The following is a 17,368-nucleotide window of genomic DNA, read 5'->3' on the forward strand; positions in this document are numbered from 1 at the left end:
ACAAGGGCGGCCTAGCTGCCTTCGCGCCAGGCCCGCCACAGTCGTGCGTAGCGGCCGCCCAGGGCCACCAGTTCCTCGTGCGTCCCCTGCTCCACGACGCGACCCGCGTCCAGTACGGCGATCCGGTCCGCCGCCATCGCCTGGGTGAGTCGGTGGGCCACGAACAGCGTGGTCCGGCCCGCGCACGCGGCGAGCACGGCCCGTTCCAGCTCGGCCGCGCCCTCGCTGCCCGCCTCCGCCGTGGACTCGTCGAGCACCACCACGGGGGTGCGGCCCAGCACCAGCCGGGCCAGGGCGACATGGGCGACCTTGGTGACGTCGAGGCGTTCGCCGCCCTCGCCGACCGGGGTGTTCAGCCCCTCGGGCAGCGCGTCGACCCATCCGTCGGCGCCGACGGTGCGCAGGGCGTCCAGCAGGTGGGCGTCGGTCGCCTCCGGTGCGGCCAGGCGCAGGTCCTCGGCGAGCGGACCGGAGAAGACGTGCGTCTCCTGGGTCAGGATGCTGACCAGGGCGCGCGCGCCGGCCTCGTCGAGGCCGGCGAGGTCGGTGGACCCTATGCGCACCGATCCGCTCTGCGGGGTGCCGATGCCCGCGATCAGTGCGGCCAGGGTGGACTTGCCGGCGCCCGTCGCCCCGACGAGGGCGAGCGAGGTGCCGGCCAAGATGGTGAGGTCGACGTCGCGGACGACCGGCTCCTCGGAGTCGGGGTAGCGGAACGTCAGCCCCCTGACCTCGACGGCCACCGGCCGCGGCGCGTCCGTGGCGCCCGCCACGGCCAGGGCGCCCACCAGCCGGTCCTCCGCCTCCTCCTCCAGCACTCCGACCAGGCGGGTCAGGCTCGCGCCCGACTTCTGCGCCTCGTCGAAGGTGAACATGATGGAGCCCAGCGGGGTGAAGAGGCGGTGGAAGAGCAGCGGGGCCGCGGAGACCTCGCCGAGGGTGGCGGCGTCGGCCTCCAGCAGCGCGTACCCGACCACGATGATCAAGGTGAGGCCGATGAACTCGGCGCGGTTCTCCCGGCCGACGAACCGGCCGAAGAGCCGGAACACCTCGACGCCGAGGTCCCGTACCCGCCAGGACTCCTGGGTGACCTTCTCGCGGACGGCCCCTTCGAGGCGGTACGCCCGGACCGTGTCGATCCCGTTCAGTCCGCTGATCAGGGCCTGCGCCCGGTCGGCCTGGGCCGCCCGCTGCTTGCGGTAGAGCGGGGCGGAGCGGGGCAGGTACCAGCGCAGGGCCAGGCCGTAGGCGGGCAGCGCGCAGGAACCGGCCAGTCCGAGCCGCCAGTCCAGGCCGAACATGCCGAGCGTGGCGATGAAGACCAGCACCCCGGCCGAGAACACGGTGGGGACGGCCGTCCTGATGCCCTTGGAGAGGACGGCCACGTCGTCGCCGACCCGGGAGAGCACGTCTCCCCGGCCGACCTGCTCGATCCGGGCGCTCGGCATCCCGAGCACCGCCCGGACCGCGCCTTCGCGCAGCCGGGCGAGCAGGTCCGCGCCGAGTCGCCCGATGAGGTAGGTCGACAGGGCGGTGGCCGCCGCGCCGAGCAGCGCGGCGGCCACCATCAACACCCCGGTGGTGACGAGGATCGAGCGCGGTCCGCCCGCGACCACCCCGTCGACGACCCGGCCGAGGAGGAGCAGCGGGAGCACCTGGAGGGCCGCCCCCGCCACCGTGGTGAACACGGTGGCGAAGGTCAGCCACGGCACCTCGCGGCAGTGCGCCACGACCCAGCGGGTGGCCTCGCGTCCGCTCGTCGTGCGCAGGGTCGACGGGGCGACGCGCGTGGCGGTGATGCTCACACCTGACCGACCGACTTGACGAGTTCGTCGATGGCGTACGGGAGGGAGAGCAGGGTGCCCTGGGACATGGCCGCGCCGACGGCCGGACCCTCGCTGTCGAGGAGGTAGGAGACCTTGCCGTTCTTGACCGCGTTCAGGTTGGTGAACAGCTGGAACTTCTTCAGGGCTTCCTGGTCCGCCTTGTCGGCGATGACGAAGATGCGGTCGACGTCGACGAGGTCCATGCGCTCCGGGGAGAGCGTGGTGTAGAACTTGCCGTCCGCGATCTTGTCGATCTCGGTCTGGCCCTTGTAGCCGATGCCCGTGACCAGTCGGCCGCGGACGTCGGTGGTGGTGAAGGGGGCCACCGAGTCCTTGTACCAGGACAGCGGGACGGCCGTCTGGTTCGCGAACTCGGGGTGCGCCTTCTTGGCCGCGTCGAGCTTGTCCTGGATGCCCTTCACCAGCTCGGTGCCCTTGGCCTCCTGGCCGAGCGCCTTGCCGATGTGGACGGCGTTGTCCTGCCAGGGGGCGCTGAACGGCTCCTTCTCGGCCTTGGTGCGACCCACGGTGGGGGCGATCTTGGAGAGCTTGTCGTAGCCGGCCTGGTCGATCTCGGAGTACACCGCGATGATCAGGTCCGGCCGCAGGGCCGCGATCTTCTCGTAGTTCGGGCCGGCGTCACCGTTGTTCATGATGACCTCCGGGCGGGTGTCGCCCCACTTCTCCTTCACCCACGGCCACTGGGTGTTGATGTCGGGGGAGGTGCCCGGCGGGTTCGGGTACTGGTCGACCATGCCGACCGGCTTGATGCCGAACGCCAGGATGGCCTGGTCGTCCGTGTAGCCGACCGAGACGACCCGCTTGGGCGCCTTCTCCACCTTGGTGGATCCGAAGGCGTGCTCCACGGTGACCGGGAAGGTGCCCCCGGCGGCCGGGGCGTTGTCACTCTTCTTGTCGGCCTGGTCCGCCGAATCGGAACCGCATCCGGCCAGGAGGCCGACACCGAGGGTCGCGGAAAAGACCCCGGCCGCCAACCGCTGCCAGGGCTTCATACGTGTCGATCGATGGAAAAGCATCCGAAATCCCTTGCTTTCGTGCCGTCCATTGCAGTTCCGCCCGAGGGCAGCCAAACCCTACCGCGCCCAAGTGAGGCTAGCCTAGCCTTACTTGCGGCGTAACTTTGTTTGATCTATGAGGTGTGCACGTGGGCACGCCCGATGGGCACGATGAGCGGCCGGTCCCCGACGGGATCCTCGATCACCTTGGCGCGCAGTCCGAACGCCTCGTACAACAACTCAGCGGTGATCACGTCACGGGGATGCCCCTGCGCGAGGATCGAACCGGCCTTCATCACGATGAGGTTGTCGCTGTAGCGCGTGGCCAGATTGAGGTCGTGCAGCACCAGGACCACGGTGCATCCCGACTCGTGGAGGTCGTCCACGAGGTCGAGCACGTCGATCGCGTGCGCCAGGTCCAGATACGTGGTCGGCTCGTCCAGCAGCAGCAGGTCGGTACCCTGGGCCAGCGTCATCGAGATCCAGACCCGCTGCCGCTGGCCGCCGGACAGCGCGTCGACCGGGCGGTCGGCCAGGTCGGAGACCCCGGTCATGGCCAGGGCCCGCGCCACGACCTCGGCGTCGTCGGAGGACCACTGCCGCAGCCAACTCTGGTGCGGATGACGGCCCCTGGCGACCAGGTCGGACACCGTGAGCCCCTCGGGCGCCACCGGAGCCTGTGGGAGCAGGCCGAGCTTCTTGGCGACGTCCCGGGTCCTGAGCCGGCCGATGTCCTCGCCGTCGAGCACGACCGATCCGCTGCTCGGTTTGAGCAGCCGGGACAGGGTCCGCAACAGGGTGGACTTCCCGCAGCCGTTGGAGCCGATGATCGTGGTGATGACCCGTGGCGGGATCGACACGTGGAGGTCGTCGATGACGACCCGCCCGCCGTACCCGACCGTGACCCCTCTGGCCGCCAGCCGTACGGCCTCGTCCCCGTCGGCCTCGATTCCGGCGATCTGCGATACGGCCACAACTCCCCCTGAGGTAGGCATGTCTGAAGAGGTATCGAGACCTCGGCTAGCGCAGATTGGCCCGCACCAGCAGATGGATCAGGAAGGGGCCGCCGATGACGGCGGTCACCACGCCCACCGGGAGGGTGATCGGCAGTGCCGTACGGGCGACCAGGTCCGCGCCGATCAGCAGCAGGGCCCCGACCATCCCGGAGGCCGCCATCGGCGGTGTCGGGCACTTGGCCAGCCGCATCGCCACCTGGGGCGCCACCAGCGCGACGAACGGGACCGGCCCGGCCGCGCTCACCGCCACGCCGGCCAACAGCACGGCGCACAGCAGCAGCACCGCGCGCACCCTCGTGTACCGGACGCCGAGGCCCGCGGCCACGTCGTCGCCGAGGTGCAGCGGTTTGAACTGGAACGCGACCACCGTCACGACGACCATCAGGGCGGCGGTGCACCACAGCGCCACGCCCACGTCGTTCCACGACCGGTTGTCGAGCGAACCGACCAGCCAGGCCTGGGCCCGGGCGACGTCCCTGATGTCGGCGGTGACCAGCAGCCAGGTCGTGATCGCCTCCATCACGGCGCTCACCGAGATGCCGATGAGGATGAGTCGGAATCCGTCGATCCCGCGCCGCCACGCCAGGAAGTAGACGAGCAGCCCCGTGCCGAGCCCGCCCGCGAGCGCCGCCCCGGACAGGCCCACGGAGCCCTCGACCGCCGCGGCGGTCCCGCCCGACACCGTCACCAGGAACACCGCGACCGCGCCGGCGCCCCCGGTGATCCCCAGGATGTCCGGGCTGGCCAGCGGATTGCGCGCGATCGACTGGGTGATCGCCCCCGAGACCCCGAGCGCGACGCCCACCACCAGACCGGCCAGGGCCCGCGGCATCCGTAGGTCCATGATCACGAACCGGTCGACCTGCTCGCCCCCGCCCACGACCGTGGCGATCACACGGGACAGGCCGATGGGGAAGTCCCCGACGCCGATGGACACGCAGAACACGAGGAAGGTCGCCGCCGCCAGCAGCAGCGTGACGCACACGACCCAGGGCCGCCAGACGAACGAGACCGGACCGAGCCGCACGCCCGGCGTCACCGATGCCTTCACCTCGGTCCCGGTCATGCGCTCTTGAACTTTCCGCGCCACACCAGGGCCGCGAAGAACGGAGCCCCCAGGAGGGCCACGACGACCCCCGCGTCCAACTCCCCGGGCCGCACCAGCAGGCGCCCCACGATGTCGCAGACCAGCAGGACGATGGCGCCGAGCAGGCCCGCGTACGGCACCAGCCAGCGGTAGTCCGGCCCGGTCAGGTACCGGGCCATGTGGGCCACCATCAGGCCGAGGAAGGCGATGGGGCCGCACGCCGCCGTGGCGGCTCCCGCGAGCAGGGTGATGGCGGCGATGCCGACGGTCCGGCTGAGCACGATGTTCACCCCCAGCCCCCGGGCGACGTCGTCGCCGAGGTTGAGCAGGTTGAGAGCGGGCAGCGTGATCAGCGCGAGCACCAACCCGACGGCGATGAAGGCGATCACCGGCCGGATGACGTCGAACCCGACACCGGCCACGGAGCCCGCGTTCCAGAACCGCAGGGCGTTCAGCGAGGCCTTGTCGGACAGCGCGACCGCCGTGGTCATGGCGGCGAGGAACACCGTGACCCCCTGTCCGGCCAGAGCCAGGGTCAGTGGATTGCCGGCTCCCCGGCCGATGCTCGCCAGTCCGAAGACGACGACGCCCGCGACCGCGGCACCGAGGAAGGCGAACCACACGTACTGGAACGGGTCGGCGAACCCGAACAGGGCGATCACCAGCACCACGGCGAACGAGGCGCCCGAATTCACGCCCAGCAGGCCCGTGTCGGCGATCGGATTGCGCGTGTACCCCTGGATCAGCGCCCCGCCGACCCCCAGGGCCACGCCCGCCACCAGCGCGAGCACCGTGCGCGGCACCCGTACGGTCCGCACGATGAGCCGTATCTCGGTGAGCCGCTGATCGGGGTCCGGCGCCGCCGACAACCCGCGCCACACCTCGGCGGGGGTCAGCGCCCGCGCGCCGACGGCCAGCGAGACCACCATGGCGACCAGGAGGACCAGCACCAGGGTGACCGAGCCCACGACCCGCCGGCGACGGGCCTCCGACACGCCCCGGGGCACGGGGCGTTCCACTGCGATCGTGCCCATGTCGCTCTACGTCATCCCTTCGATCCACCGGGGTGGCACGGCCGGTGGCACCCGCCACCACCCGGTCGGGTCGGCACGCCGACGCAGCCGCGACCGAAACTTAGGCAAAGCTAAGCTGATCCCACGGCGCGCTGTCGATAGACAAAACGGGCAGGCAGGGGTGGCGAACAACCAACTCGCCCTCAAATATGCACTGTTGAACGATTAGGTAATCCTAACCTTAATTGGCCGGGACGACGGCACGCAAACGCGCCCCGACCCATGGCCGGGGCGCGCTCCGGGTCCGCGAGGAGTCCGAACCGTCAGGTGTGCAGACGGCTGTTCGGACCGTCCTGGTCGCCGGCGCTCTCGTCGTTGAACCAGTAGTCGCCGGCCGCCAGGTACCGGAAGGAATGGGTGCTCCTGCTGGGCAGCTCGACGGTCACGGCGCGCTTGCCGTCCTTCCTGCGGGCCAGGGTGTGGACCCCGGGCTGCCAGTCGTTGAAGTCGCCCACCACACTGACCGGTCCCGGCGGGGTGTCGACGGGCAGGATGAAGGTGACCTCGGTGCGGTCCTTGCGCAGTTTGCGCTCCAGCATGGTGAGCTCCTGACAACGGCAGTGGGGGTGGTACGCCGCCCATAGTCGGCGGCGGACGCACCGGACGCACCCCGGCGCCGCCACTCCCACCACGGACCCACCACATCGAGTGACTCGCGGGCACGCGATGTCACCCTGCGTGTCGGCGCGGTCGGGGAGCGTCCCCTCCGCTCCTGTCAAGGTACGAATGGCCGGGACTACGGCCTCGTCCCGCCCCCGGGCACGGTGGATATCGACCTTCCTGCGCAGGAGCAGGAGCGAATCGCCGTCCGTACCGGAGGCATCCATGTTCCGCCGCGCAGGGGCCTTCGTGACCCGTCACCCCCGACTCGTCCTCGTCGGCGCGCTCGTCTTCCTCGTCCTGTCCGTCGTGTTCGGCATGGACGCGGCCGGTCGGCTGAAGACACAGGGATACGACGATCCGCGGTCCGAGTCCAGCCGCGCCGCCCGACTGGCGGGCGAACGCCTGGGTGCCTCCCCCAACCTGGTCCTCGTCGCGCGCAGCGGCAGCGCTTCCGTGGACGACCCGGCCGCCCGCGGCGCGGGCGAGGAACTGACCGGCAGGCTCGCCGCGCAGCCGCACGTCAGCGCCGTGACCTCCTACTGGACCGACCGCGCGGCGGAGCTGCGCAGCCGCGACGGCCACGCGGCGATGCTGGTCGCGCACGTGGCCGGCGAGGGGGAGGAACTCGCGGCGCGGGCCGAGCGGCTGCGCGCGGAGCTGGCCGCCCCGGCGGACGCCGGGAAGCCCCTGACGGTGCACGTCGGCGGGAGCGCCCTGGTGGACGCCGAGCTCCAGGACATCTCGGAGTCCGACCTGAAGCGGGCCGAGTCCGTCGTCCTGCCGGGCACCCTGATCCTGCTGGTCCTGGTGTTCGGAAGCGTGGTCGCCGCCGCCCTGCCCCTGCTGATCGGGGTCCTCGCCATCGCCGGGACGCTGCTGGTCCTGAGCGTTCTCGGCAGTGTCACCGACGTGTCCGTGTTCGCGCTTAACCTCACCACGGCCCTCGGCCTGGGGCTCGGCATCGACTACGGACTGCTGGTCGTCTCCCGGTTCCGCGAGGAGCTGGCCGCCGGGTTCCTGCCCCGAACCGCCGCCGTACGGACGGTGCGCACCGCCGGTCACACCATCGCCTTCAGCGCCGCGACGGTCTCCGCCGCGCTCGCCACGCTGCTGGTGTTCCCGCCCTACTTCCTGCGCTCCTTCGCCTACGCGGGCATCGCCGTGGTGGCGATCGCCGCGGTGTGCGCCGTGACCGTACTGCCCGCCCTGCTCGCCCTGCTCGGGAAGCGGGTGAACGCCTGGGCCGTGCCATGGCGCCGCACGGTCCGCTCCGGCTCCCGGTCCCGGTTCTGGGAGGGGCTGGCGCGGATCGTCGTACGCCGCCCGCTGATCGCGGCGCTGCCGGTGATCGGACTGCTGACGCTGCTCGCCGCGCCCTTCGCGCACGCCGATTTCGCCACCCCCGACGACCGGGCGCTACCGGTCGGCGCGGCCGCCCGGCAGACCGGTGACCTGGTGCGCGACCGCTTCGACATGAAGGGCGCGAGCGCGCTGACGGTCGTCACCACGCGCGCCGTCCCCCCGGGTGAGCGGGCGGAGTACGCCCGCCGCCTGTCCGCGTTCCCGCAGGTCGCCCAGGTCGTGGGACCCGACGGCGGCTACCGGTACGGCGAGCGGGCCACCACGGCGACCGCCGGCACGGCCGTCGCCGGCACGACCGGAGCGGGCGTCCGGCCCGCCGGGCCCGTCGAGGGCCCGGTACGACTCTCCGTGGTACCGCTGGTCGACCCCCAGTCGCACGCCGCCCAGCGGCTCGTCCGCGACATCCGCGCGCTCCCCGACCCGGCGGGCGCCGAGGCCCTCGTCGGCGGACCGAGCGCCGTCCTGGTCGACGCCAAGGCCACCGTGGGTGACCGGATCCCCCTCGCGCTCGCGCTGATCTCCGTCACCACCTTCGTGCTGCTGCTGGGCTTCACGCGCAGCCTGCTGCTCCCGCTGAAGGCCATCGCGCTGAACGCCCTGAGTCTCGCGGCCGTCCTCGGCGCCATGGTCTGGGTCTTCCAGTCGGGTCATCTGCACCAGCTGCTCGGCTTCACCCCGGGACCCCTCAGTACGACCATGCCGGTCCTGCTGTTCTGCATCGTCTTCGGGCTCTCGGTGGACTACGAGGTGTTCGTCCTCGCCCGTATCAAGGAGGCGCACGACGCCGGGGAGGACAACGCCCGCTCGATCGTCACGGGCATGGCCCGCACGGGCGGCATCGTCACCACCGCCGGTGCCCTGCTCGCCTTCACCCTCCTGAGCTTCGGCACCTCGCGGGTGTCCCTCCTGCAGTTCTTCGGGATCGGCGCGGGCCTCGGCGTCCTCCTCGACGCCACGCTCGTCCGGGGTGTCCTCGTCCCCGCGCTGATGCGCCTGGCGGGCGGCCTGAACTGGTGGGCGCCGCGACCCATCCGGCCCAAGGAGCCGCTGCCCGCGTCCCGTCCACCGCCGGCTCCCGTCCGCAGGTGTCCCGCGGCCCGGCCCGCCCCGCGTACCCCGGCCCGCGCCCGGCACTGACCACCGCTCCGTACCCGTCCCCCGTCCCCCGTCCCCCGCACGACCGTCCACCTCCCGCACGATCCTCACGGCAAGGAAGAACTCCCATGACCGACATCGCCATCACCGGACTCGGCTGCCGCTTCCCCGGCGCTCCCGACATCAGCGCCTACTGGAAGCTCCTGCTGAGCGGGGAACGACAGTTCTCCGCCGTGCCGAAGGAGCGCTGGAACCATGAGACCTTCCACGAGCCCGACAATCCGTCGGCCCCCCATGCCGCGTACACCGACCAGGTCGCCTTCCTGGACGACGTGGACCGCTTCGACGCCCTGCACTACGGCGTACCGCCCGCCCGCGCCCGGGCCATGGACCCGCAGCACCGGCTGCTGCTGGACGTCACCCGCGAGGCCCTCGACGACGCGGGGCTGGGCCGGGGCGACTTCGACCGGGAGAACACCGGGGTGTTCTGCGGCCTGTCGGTGTCCGACTACAAGGACCTCATGTCGGCCCCCATCCGCGCCATCGCCCTGGCCGAGGACGCCCAGCGGTCCGCCGGGGACCCCGGTGACCTGCTCGACGCCGTCAAGGACCACGCGGGATCGCTCGGCACCGTCCAGGCCTTCAGCCTGCCGGGCAGCCTGCTCAACATGGCCCCGGGCACCGTCAGCCGGCACTTCGACCTCGGCGGGCCCAGCTTCGCCGTCGACGCCGCCTGCTCCGGCTCGCTCGTCGCCCTGGACCAGGCCGTGGCCCAGCTGCGCCAGGGCAGCTGCCGCATCGCCGTCGTCGGGGGCGTGTACCTCAACCTCACCCCGGACAGCCTGATCGGCTTCTCCACGCTCCGGGCGCTCTCCGCCACCGGGATGTGCCGCCCCTTCGACGAGGCGGCCGACGGTTTCGTCCTCGGCGAGGGCGCCGGCGCCGTCGTCGTACGGCCGCTCGCCGACGCGCTCGCGGCGGGCGACCGGGTGTACGCGGTGATCAAGGGCATCGGCTCGGCCAACGACGGCGCGTCCCCCGGGCCGCTGGCGCCCGCTCCCGAAGGCCAGCTGCGCGCCATGCGCCGGGCCTACGACGACGCCGGGGTCGCCCCGTCCTCGGTGGACTTCCTGGAGGCCCACGGCACCGGTACCGCGACCGGGGACCGCGCCGAGGTCGAGGCGCTGCGCCGGCTGCGTACCGAGTACCCCGACGACGACCCCTCGCTGTGCTACGTCGGCGCCGGCAAGGCCCTCATCGGGCACTCGCTGTCCGCCGCGGGCATCGCCGGACTGATCAAGACCGCGCTGGTGGTCCACCACCGGACGATCGTTCCGCAGCCGAAGACCGGCCCGCACCCGGGTCTGGGCATCGACGCCGCGGGCCTGCGGCTCGCCGACACGGCGCGGCCCTTTCCGGACTCCGGTACTCCGCACCGGGCCGCCGTCAGCTCGTTCGGCTTCGGCGGGACGAACGTCCACGTGGTCCTGGAGGAGCGGCCCGCTCCCGTTCCCGTTCCCGGCGGGGACACCCCGGACGCCGGCCCCCAGCTCGTCCTGCTCTCGGCCGGTGGTCCCGAGCCGCTGGACCAGTACATCGGCGACGTTCTCGACGCACTCGACACGGCGGACCCCGCCCCGCTGGCAGCCGTGGCCCACACCCTCGGCTCCCGCCGGCCGCTGACGGCCCGGCTCGCGATCGTCGCCGACGACACGAAGGCGTTCGTCGAGCGGCTGCGCCACGCCCGCCGGCAGCTCGTCGAGGGCGAGCGGGGCGACCTCGGCGACGGGGCCTACGCCGCCGACGCCCCGCTGCCGGCCGAGCAGCGCCGGCTCGCCTTCGTCTACCCAGGTCAGGGCAGTCAGCGGCCGGGCATGATGCGGGACCTCCACGAGCGGTTCCCCGGTTTCCGGGCGACGGTCGACGGCCTCGGCGCCGCGGTCCGCGAGGACGCCGGCTTCGACATCGTCGACCTGCTGTACGGCGAGCCGGCGGCCACCGACGGCGACAGCGCCGGCGACGACGCCGGGGAGATCGGGCGCCGGCTCGCCTCCACCGAGGTGTGCCAGCCGCTGCTCGGGACCGTCCAGATCGCCACCACCCGGCTCCTCGCCGGCTTCGGCATCGCCCCCGACCTGGTCCTCGGCCACAGCGTCGGGGAGTTCGCCGCGGCCGCGGCGGCCGGCGCCCTCACCGACGAGGACACGGTACGGCTGCTGGTGCACCGGGGCGCGACCCTCCGGGAGGCCGAGAGCTGCCTGCGCGGCGGGATGCTCGCCGTACAGACCGACAAGGAGACCTGCCGCCGGCTGGTGAACGGCATCGACGACGTGTGGCTCGCCTGCTTCAACCAGCCGCGTCAGGTCGTGGTCAGCGGTACGCCGCACGGTCTCGACGCCATGCGGCAGGCCTGCGCGCGGGCCGGGGTCGTCACGGTGGCGCTCGACGTGTCGAACGCCTTCCACTCGCCGCGGCTCGCCACCGCCGACGAGACGATGCGCGCCGACCTCGCCGGGCGCCCGGTCGCCAGCCCCGTCCTGCCGTTCGTCTCGTCCGTGGACGCGGCCGTCTGCACCGACCCCGAGCGGCTGCGCGAGCTGTGGGCCCGGCACGCCTCCGCCCCGGTCCTGTTCGGCGACGCCGTACGGACCGCCTACGACCAGGGGGCCCGCGTCTTCCTCCAGGTGACCGGCGGCAACTCGCTGCTCACCTCGGTCCGCCGCAACCTCGCCGACCACGGCGACGTCCACGTCGTCCCCGTCACCGGGGTGACGCCGGACGGTGGGCAGGGCCTCGTCCGGGCCCTCGCCCGGCTCGCGGTCCTCGGCGCCCCGGTCGATCCGCGCGCCCTGGTCCCCCAGGAGGAGCGGCGCCTGCTCGACCTGCCGGTGGCCAAGCTCGCCACCCAGTCCTACTGGGTCCCCCGTCGGCGACCGGGGAAGACCGGTGCCCCCGTCCCCACGCCCGCCCACCAGGGCCGGCCCCGGCCCCAGGCCCCGGCCATATCCCCCGAGGAGATCACGACGAACGACTCGCCGCTCCGGCCGATGGACGAACTGCGCCGGCTGGTCCAGCAGCAGACGGCGCTGCTCGCCCGCCTCGCGGAGACGCTTCCCGGGCCGAACGCGGCCACGGAGGCGGCGCTGCTCGCCCTCCTCGCCGAAACCCTCCCGGAGCTCCCGGCGCTCCCGGCGCTCCCGGAGCCGCCCGAGCGGAACCGGCCCGCCGAGGTGCCCGCCCCGGCGACGGCCGAGACCGGTGCGGTGCCCGCTGCCGCACCGGTCGTACCGGACGCACCGGCCGTCCCCGCCCCGCTCGCGGCGCTCTCCGACGAGGAACCGGCACGGCCCGGGGACGGCGTCATCACCGTCCGGGAGTCCGTGCTCGCCCACGTGGCCCGGGTCAGCGCCTTCCCCGTGGCGCACCTGCACGACGACCGGTCGCTGATCGACGACCTCGGTTTCGACTCGCTGATGCTGACCGACCTGTTCACCTCGCTCAAGCGGCAGTGGCCCCGATGGACGCGCGACGAGACGGCCACCGACCGGCCCACCATCGCCGGGATCATCGCGATGATCGCGAGCGACTGCGGCGACGCCGTACCGGCTCCTGTCCCCGAGCAGCGCACCGGAGCCGACGAGGCCCCGGCACCGCCGCCGCCCACCGACGTGGTCCCCGCTCCGCCCGCCGCTCCGCCGGCCGACCTTCCGGCGGCCCCGGACCCGGTCGCCGCCCCGCTCCCCGAGGAGCACACCCGGATCGAGTGCTTCCCGGAGGTCACCGCCCACACCGAGCGCTTCGCGACGCTCTCCGAGCTGGGGCTGTCCAATCCGTACTTCCTCGTCCACGAGGGCGCGCTGACGGACACCACCGTGATCGACGGCCGGGAACTCCTCTCCTTCTCCAGCTACAACTACCTGGGCATGGCCACCCACCCGCAGGTGAACGAGGCGGCCCACGAGGCGATAGAACGCTGCGGCACCTCGGTCTCCGCCAGCCGTCTGCTCTCCGGCAGCCGACCGCTCCATCTGGAACTCGAGAGCGAGCTCGCCGACCTGCTCGGTTGCGAAGCGGCGATCACCCTGGCCAACGGCCACGCCACCAACGTCACCGTGATCGGCCACCTCGTCGGCCCCGGGGACCTCATCGTCCACGACGCCCTCGCCCACGACAGCATCCTTCAGGGGTGCAGGCTCTCCGGCGCGACCCGGCGGCCCTTCCCCCACAACGACGCCAACGCCCTCGACGCCCTGCTGACGCAGGTCCGCGACCAGTACCGGCGGGTGCTCGTCGTCGTCGAAGGCGTCTACAGCATGGACGGCGACATCGCCGACCTGCCCGCCCTCGTCGACGTCAAGCGGCGGCACGGCGCGCTGCTGATGATCGACGAGGCGCACAGCATCGGGACGATCGGGCGGACCGGGCGCGGCATCGGCGAGTACTACGGCATCGACCGCTCGGCCGTCGACCTCTGGTCGGGCACCCTGTCCAAGGCGCTGGCGAGCTGCGGGGGCTACGTCGCGGGGAGCCGCCCCGTCGTGGAGTACCTGCGCTACACCGTGCCGGGCTTCGTCTACAGCGCCGGAATGACCCCGGCCGACACCGCGGCCTCGCTGACCGCCCTGCGCATGCTGCGGGCCGAACCGCAGCGGGTGGCACGGCTCTCGGAGAACGCGGCGCTCTTCGTCCACCTCGCGCGCGAGGCGGGCATCAACACCGGGGACAGCCATGACACGCCGGTCGTCCCGTGCATCGTCGGGGACTCGTTGAAGACCCTGCGGCTCGCGGAGGCCCTGTTCCGGCAGGGCATCAGCGTCAACCCGATCCTCCATCCGGCCGTACCGGAGGAGCTGGCCCGGCTGCGGTTCTTCCTCACGTACGACCACACGCCCGGGCAGATCCGCCGGGCCGTGGCCGCCCTGACCCGCGAGCTGCTGCTCCTCGACACGGCCCCGGTCTCATGACGGCCACGGCCCTGGACGCCGGCTTCCCGGCCATCGCGCCGGGCCGGGTCCACCGATGGGGCGGAGCCCGCCTGATCGTCGCCCGGGCCGGTGACCTCAGGCAGGTGCCCGCGCTCTCACCGGCCGAGCGGCGCGTGCTCCGCGCGCTGCCGGCCTGGCGGCAGGCCGAGTGGACGGCGGGTCGTCTCCTCGCCAAGCGGCTGGTGGGTGAGGTGGTCTCCGGGCCGGCGGACGGGGTGGAGATCCTCCCTCGGGAGGACGGTAGTCCCCGCGTCCTCGTCGGCGGCGGCCCGGTGCCCGCCCTGCACCTCTCCATCAGCCACACCGCCCGGCACGTCGCCGCGGCGCTCGCGCCGGAACCGGTCGGGGTGGACCTGTGCGAGATCGACTCGGCCGACGCCGTACGCCGGGTCGCGGACCATTTCCTGTCGCCCGAGGAGCTCTCCCTCATCGGCACGGGGCGGCCCGACGCCATGGCCGGGGCCTGGGCGCTGAAGGAGGCCGCGGTCAAGGCCGACCGGAGCGGGATCTTCGGCGCCGCTCCGCGCGGCATCCCGATCCGCCGTCTCCGGCCGCCCCTCCTCGGCGGACGGCGCCGCGCCATGGTGTGGCGGGTGGGCGAGGCGGCGCTCGCCCTGGTCCTCGCGCACCCGGGTGACTGAGTGCCCCGCGTGACGGCATTGCGTTGGTGCTCCTTGCCCGGCGGGATCATTCTGGTCAGAGGAGCGCCTGGCCGTGCACGTCCCCGTAGGACGGCGGCAGCGGAACGAGCGAGGGCGAGATGAGTGGCGATGGAGCGAGTTCCCACCTCTCCTGGTGAGCGGCCCGAGGAGACGGGCGCCTCCCTCGAGTCGGCCTACACGGCCTCGGCGACGATCAACGAGCAGGGCATCGTCACCGAGTGGAGCGAGGGGGCGACCCGGCTGCTCGGCTACGTGCCGTCCGAGGTCGTGGGACTTCCCGCCGCCCACCGGCTCGCCGATGTCCTCAGCGAAGCGGCGCGCCGGTTGCCGGACGAGCAGGAGCGGTGGAGCGGCACGGTGGCGCTGCGCCACCGGGACGGTCACCGCATGGAGGTGGCGCTGCTCGCGCACCGCTGGACGTCCAGCGGCGGAACCACCAAGTGGTTCGTGGTGTCCGCCGTCGGGGGCGCGCCCCGGGCGCCCTGGGAGGAACCGCTGAAGGAGTGGGCGTTCACCCAGTCCCCCTGCTTTCTGGCGATCTTCGACACGGATCTGCGACTGGTGCGGGCGAACGCGGGCATGGAGCGCACGCTCTCGCTCACGGAGGCCGAGATGCGGGGACTACGGCTGCCGGAGATCGCGCCGGATCCCGTGAGCGACGAGACCGAGCGCCGGATGCGCCTGGCGTTGGACTCAGGTGAGCCGCAGTACATGGAGGCCTTCGTCCACCCGACGGGCGTCGGCGGGGAGCACGGTTGGGCGACCTCGCTGGCGCCGTTGCGGGACCCGGACGGCCGGGTGCACGCCGTGTGTCTGGCCGCGCACGACCGGAGCGCGGTGGAGAGCGTCCAGCACCAGATGCTCCTGACGGACGAGGTCGACAGCGCGCCCATCGGGACCACGCTGGACAGCGTCCGCACCGCGCACGAGCTGGCCGACGCCGCCGTCCCCCGGTTCGCCGACTTCGCGGTGGTCGACCTGCTGGAGCCGCTGCCGCGCGGGGACGAGCCGTCCTCGGTCCAGGCCGACGTGCCGGTCACCGTCTGCCGTGCCGCGGCGCGGTCGGTGCTCGACGGGACGCCCGAATCCGGGGTCGCCGTCGGGGACACGACCAGCTATCCCCCGCTGTCACCGCCCGTCGAGGCACTGGTCGCGGGCCGGGGCGCCGTGTACGGGGCCGAGGACCCGGCCTTCGCCCGGTGGGCGGCCCAGGATCCGGAGGCCGCCTGGATCGGGGAGTACGGGGCCCACTCGATCATGGTGGTGCCGATGCGGGCCGGCGGGGGCACGCTCGGGGTGGCCGTCTTCAGCCGGCACCGGCGCCGGGAGCCGTTCCAGCAGGAGGACCTGCGGGTGGCCGGGGAACTGACGGCCCGGGCGGCGGCCGGGATCCGCAACGCGTACCGGTCCGGCCGCGAGCACACGACGACGATGACGCTGCAACGCAGCCTGCTCCCGCACACGCTGCCCGACCAGGCGGCGCTGGAGATCGCCTCCCGGTACCTGCCGGCGGCCGGCGAGGCCGGGGTGGGCGGCGACTGGTTCGACGTGATCCCGCTGTCGGGCGCCCGGGTGGCGCTGGTCGTGGGGGACGTCGTCGGCCACGGCATCCGGGCCACCGCCACGATGGGACGACTGCGCACCGCCGTACGCACCCTGGCCGACGTCGACCTGGGACCGGACGAGCTGCTCACCCACCTCGACGACCTCGTCATCCACCTGTCCGCCGACGAGAGCGACCAGGACTCCGGCGAGGAGACGGCCGGGGGCATCGGCACCACCTGCCTCTACGTGGTCTACGACCCGGTCATCCGGCGCTGCACGGTCGCCCGGGCCGGACACCCGCCGCCGGCCGTGGTCTCGCCCGAGGGTTCCGTGTACCTCCTGGACGTCCCGGCCGGTCCCCCGCTGGGGCTGGGCGGCCTGCCGTTCGAGACGCTGGAGGTCGAGCTGCCCGAGGGCAGCATCCTCGCCCTGTACACCGACGGTCTGTTGCAGGCCCGCGACCACGACATCGACGAGGCGTTGGACAGCATGTTCGCGGCCCTGGTCCGGCCGGCGGACACGCTGGACGCGGTGTGCGACCGCGTCCTGACGGCCATGCTGACGCACCGCCCGGACGACGACGTGGCCCTGCTCGTCGCCCGGACGCGGGGTCTGCACGCCGACCAGGTCGTCGTCTGGGACCTGCCCTCCGACCCCTCCGTGGTCGCCACGGCGCGGCGCCAGACCACCGACCAGCTGACGGCCTGGGGGCTGGAGGAGGCCTCCTTCGTCACGGAGCTGCTGGTCAGCGAGTTGGTGACCAATGCGATCAGGTACGGTCAGCCGCCCATCCAGCTGCGGCTGATCCACGAGAAGAACAGCACGCTGATCTGCGAGGTCTCCGACGCGAGCAGTACCGCCCCGCACATGCGGCGGGCCCGGACCTTCGACGAGGGCGGCCGGGGTCTGCTGCTGGTTGCCCAGCTCGCCCAGCGTTGGGGCACCCGGCACGCGGAGATCGGCAAGACCATCTGGGCCGAGCAGTCCCTCAGCGGGTTCTGAGGGCTCCGCGGGCGACGAGGACGCGTACAGAGCCGGGCGGTATGCACTGAAATGTTCCCTGTGACGCGCCTGTGACAGTTGGCAGACACCTCCATG

10 protein-coding genes are annotated in these 17,368 nt (G+C 72.8%); 4 read left to right on the forward strand and 6 right to left on the reverse strand.

Annotated features, from left to right (window positions below):
* Positions 1-11: 11 nt before the first annotated feature.
* The 6 genes from OG624_RS06590 to OG624_RS06615 all read right to left on the reverse strand — a co-directional run bounded on the left by OG624_RS06590 (position 12) and on the right by OG624_RS06615 (position 6,557).
* On the reverse strand, positions 12-1,805 hold the full coding sequence (locus OG624_RS06590) for an ABC transporter ATP-binding protein (RefSeq protein WP_033225510.1): 1,794 nt from the start codon (positions 1,803-1,805) through the stop codon (positions 12-14).
* A complete protein-coding gene (locus tag OG624_RS06595) occupies positions 1,802-2,863 on the reverse strand; it encodes an iron-siderophore ABC transporter substrate-binding protein (RefSeq protein ID WP_033225511.1) in 1,062 nt (353 codons plus the stop codon). Before OG624_RS06595 ends, OG624_RS06590 begins: the two co-directional genes overlap by 4 nt.
* A 113-nt stretch (positions 2,864-2,976) precedes the next feature.
* Positions 2,977-3,837: an ABC transporter ATP-binding protein gene (locus OG624_RS06600; protein ID WP_266359099.1), complete on the reverse strand. Its 861-nt coding sequence runs from the start codon at positions 3,835-3,837 to the stop codon at positions 2,977-2,979.
* A 25-nt stretch (positions 3,838-3,862) separates the two neighbouring features.
* Positions 3,863-4,924 carry a FecCD family ABC transporter permease gene (locus OG624_RS06605; RefSeq protein WP_371587361.1) on the reverse strand — a complete coding sequence of 354 codons (1,062 nt, stop codon included), beginning with the start codon at positions 4,922-4,924 and terminating at the stop codon, positions 3,863-3,865.
* Positions 4,921-5,979 carry a FecCD family ABC transporter permease gene (locus tag OG624_RS06610; protein ID WP_266359095.1) on the reverse strand — a complete coding sequence of 353 codons (1,059 nt, stop codon included), beginning with the start codon at positions 5,977-5,979 and terminating at the stop codon, positions 4,921-4,923. Before OG624_RS06610 ends, OG624_RS06605 begins: the two co-directional genes overlap by 4 nt.
* Before the next feature lie 302 nt (positions 5,980-6,281).
* Entirely contained in the window at positions 6,282-6,557 is a 276-nt protein-coding gene (locus OG624_RS06615) for an isoamylase early set domain-containing protein (protein WP_033225103.1), read from the reverse strand.
* A 310-nt stretch (positions 6,558-6,867) separates the two neighbouring features.
* On the opposite strand from OG624_RS06615, the gene OG624_RS06620 reads away from it, so the two are divergent.
* From OG624_RS06620 to OG624_RS06635, 4 genes are all read left to right on the forward strand, one after another.
* Positions 6,868-9,120 (forward strand): MMPL family transporter, encoded by a 2,253-nt coding sequence (locus OG624_RS06620; protein ID WP_371639217.1) that lies wholly within the window; start codon positions 6,868-6,870, stop codon positions 9,118-9,120.
* Between the two features lie 86 nt (positions 9,121-9,206).
* Positions 9,207-14,042, forward strand: coding sequence for an aminotransferase class I/II-fold pyridoxal phosphate-dependent enzyme (locus OG624_RS06625; protein WP_371639218.1), 4,836 nt, complete (start codon positions 9,207-9,209; stop codon positions 14,040-14,042).
* Positions 14,039-14,704, forward strand: coding sequence for a 4'-phosphopantetheinyl transferase family protein (locus OG624_RS06630; protein WP_371639219.1), 666 nt, complete (start codon positions 14,039-14,041; stop codon positions 14,702-14,704). The genes OG624_RS06625 and OG624_RS06630 overlap by 4 nt, the downstream gene beginning before the upstream one ends.
* A 129-nt stretch (positions 14,705-14,833) precedes the next feature.
* The gene (locus OG624_RS06635) at positions 14,834-17,272 is read left to right on the forward strand and encodes a SpoIIE family protein phosphatase (protein WP_033225107.1); all 2,439 of its coding nucleotides are present in this window, start codon (positions 14,834-14,836) and stop codon (positions 17,270-17,272) included.
* Positions 17,273-17,368 lie beyond the last annotated feature (96 nt).

This window comes from Streptomyces virginiae, assembly GCF_041432505.1.
Lineage (GTDB): Bacteria > Actinomycetota > Actinomycetes > Streptomycetales > Streptomycetaceae > Streptomyces > Streptomyces virginiae_A.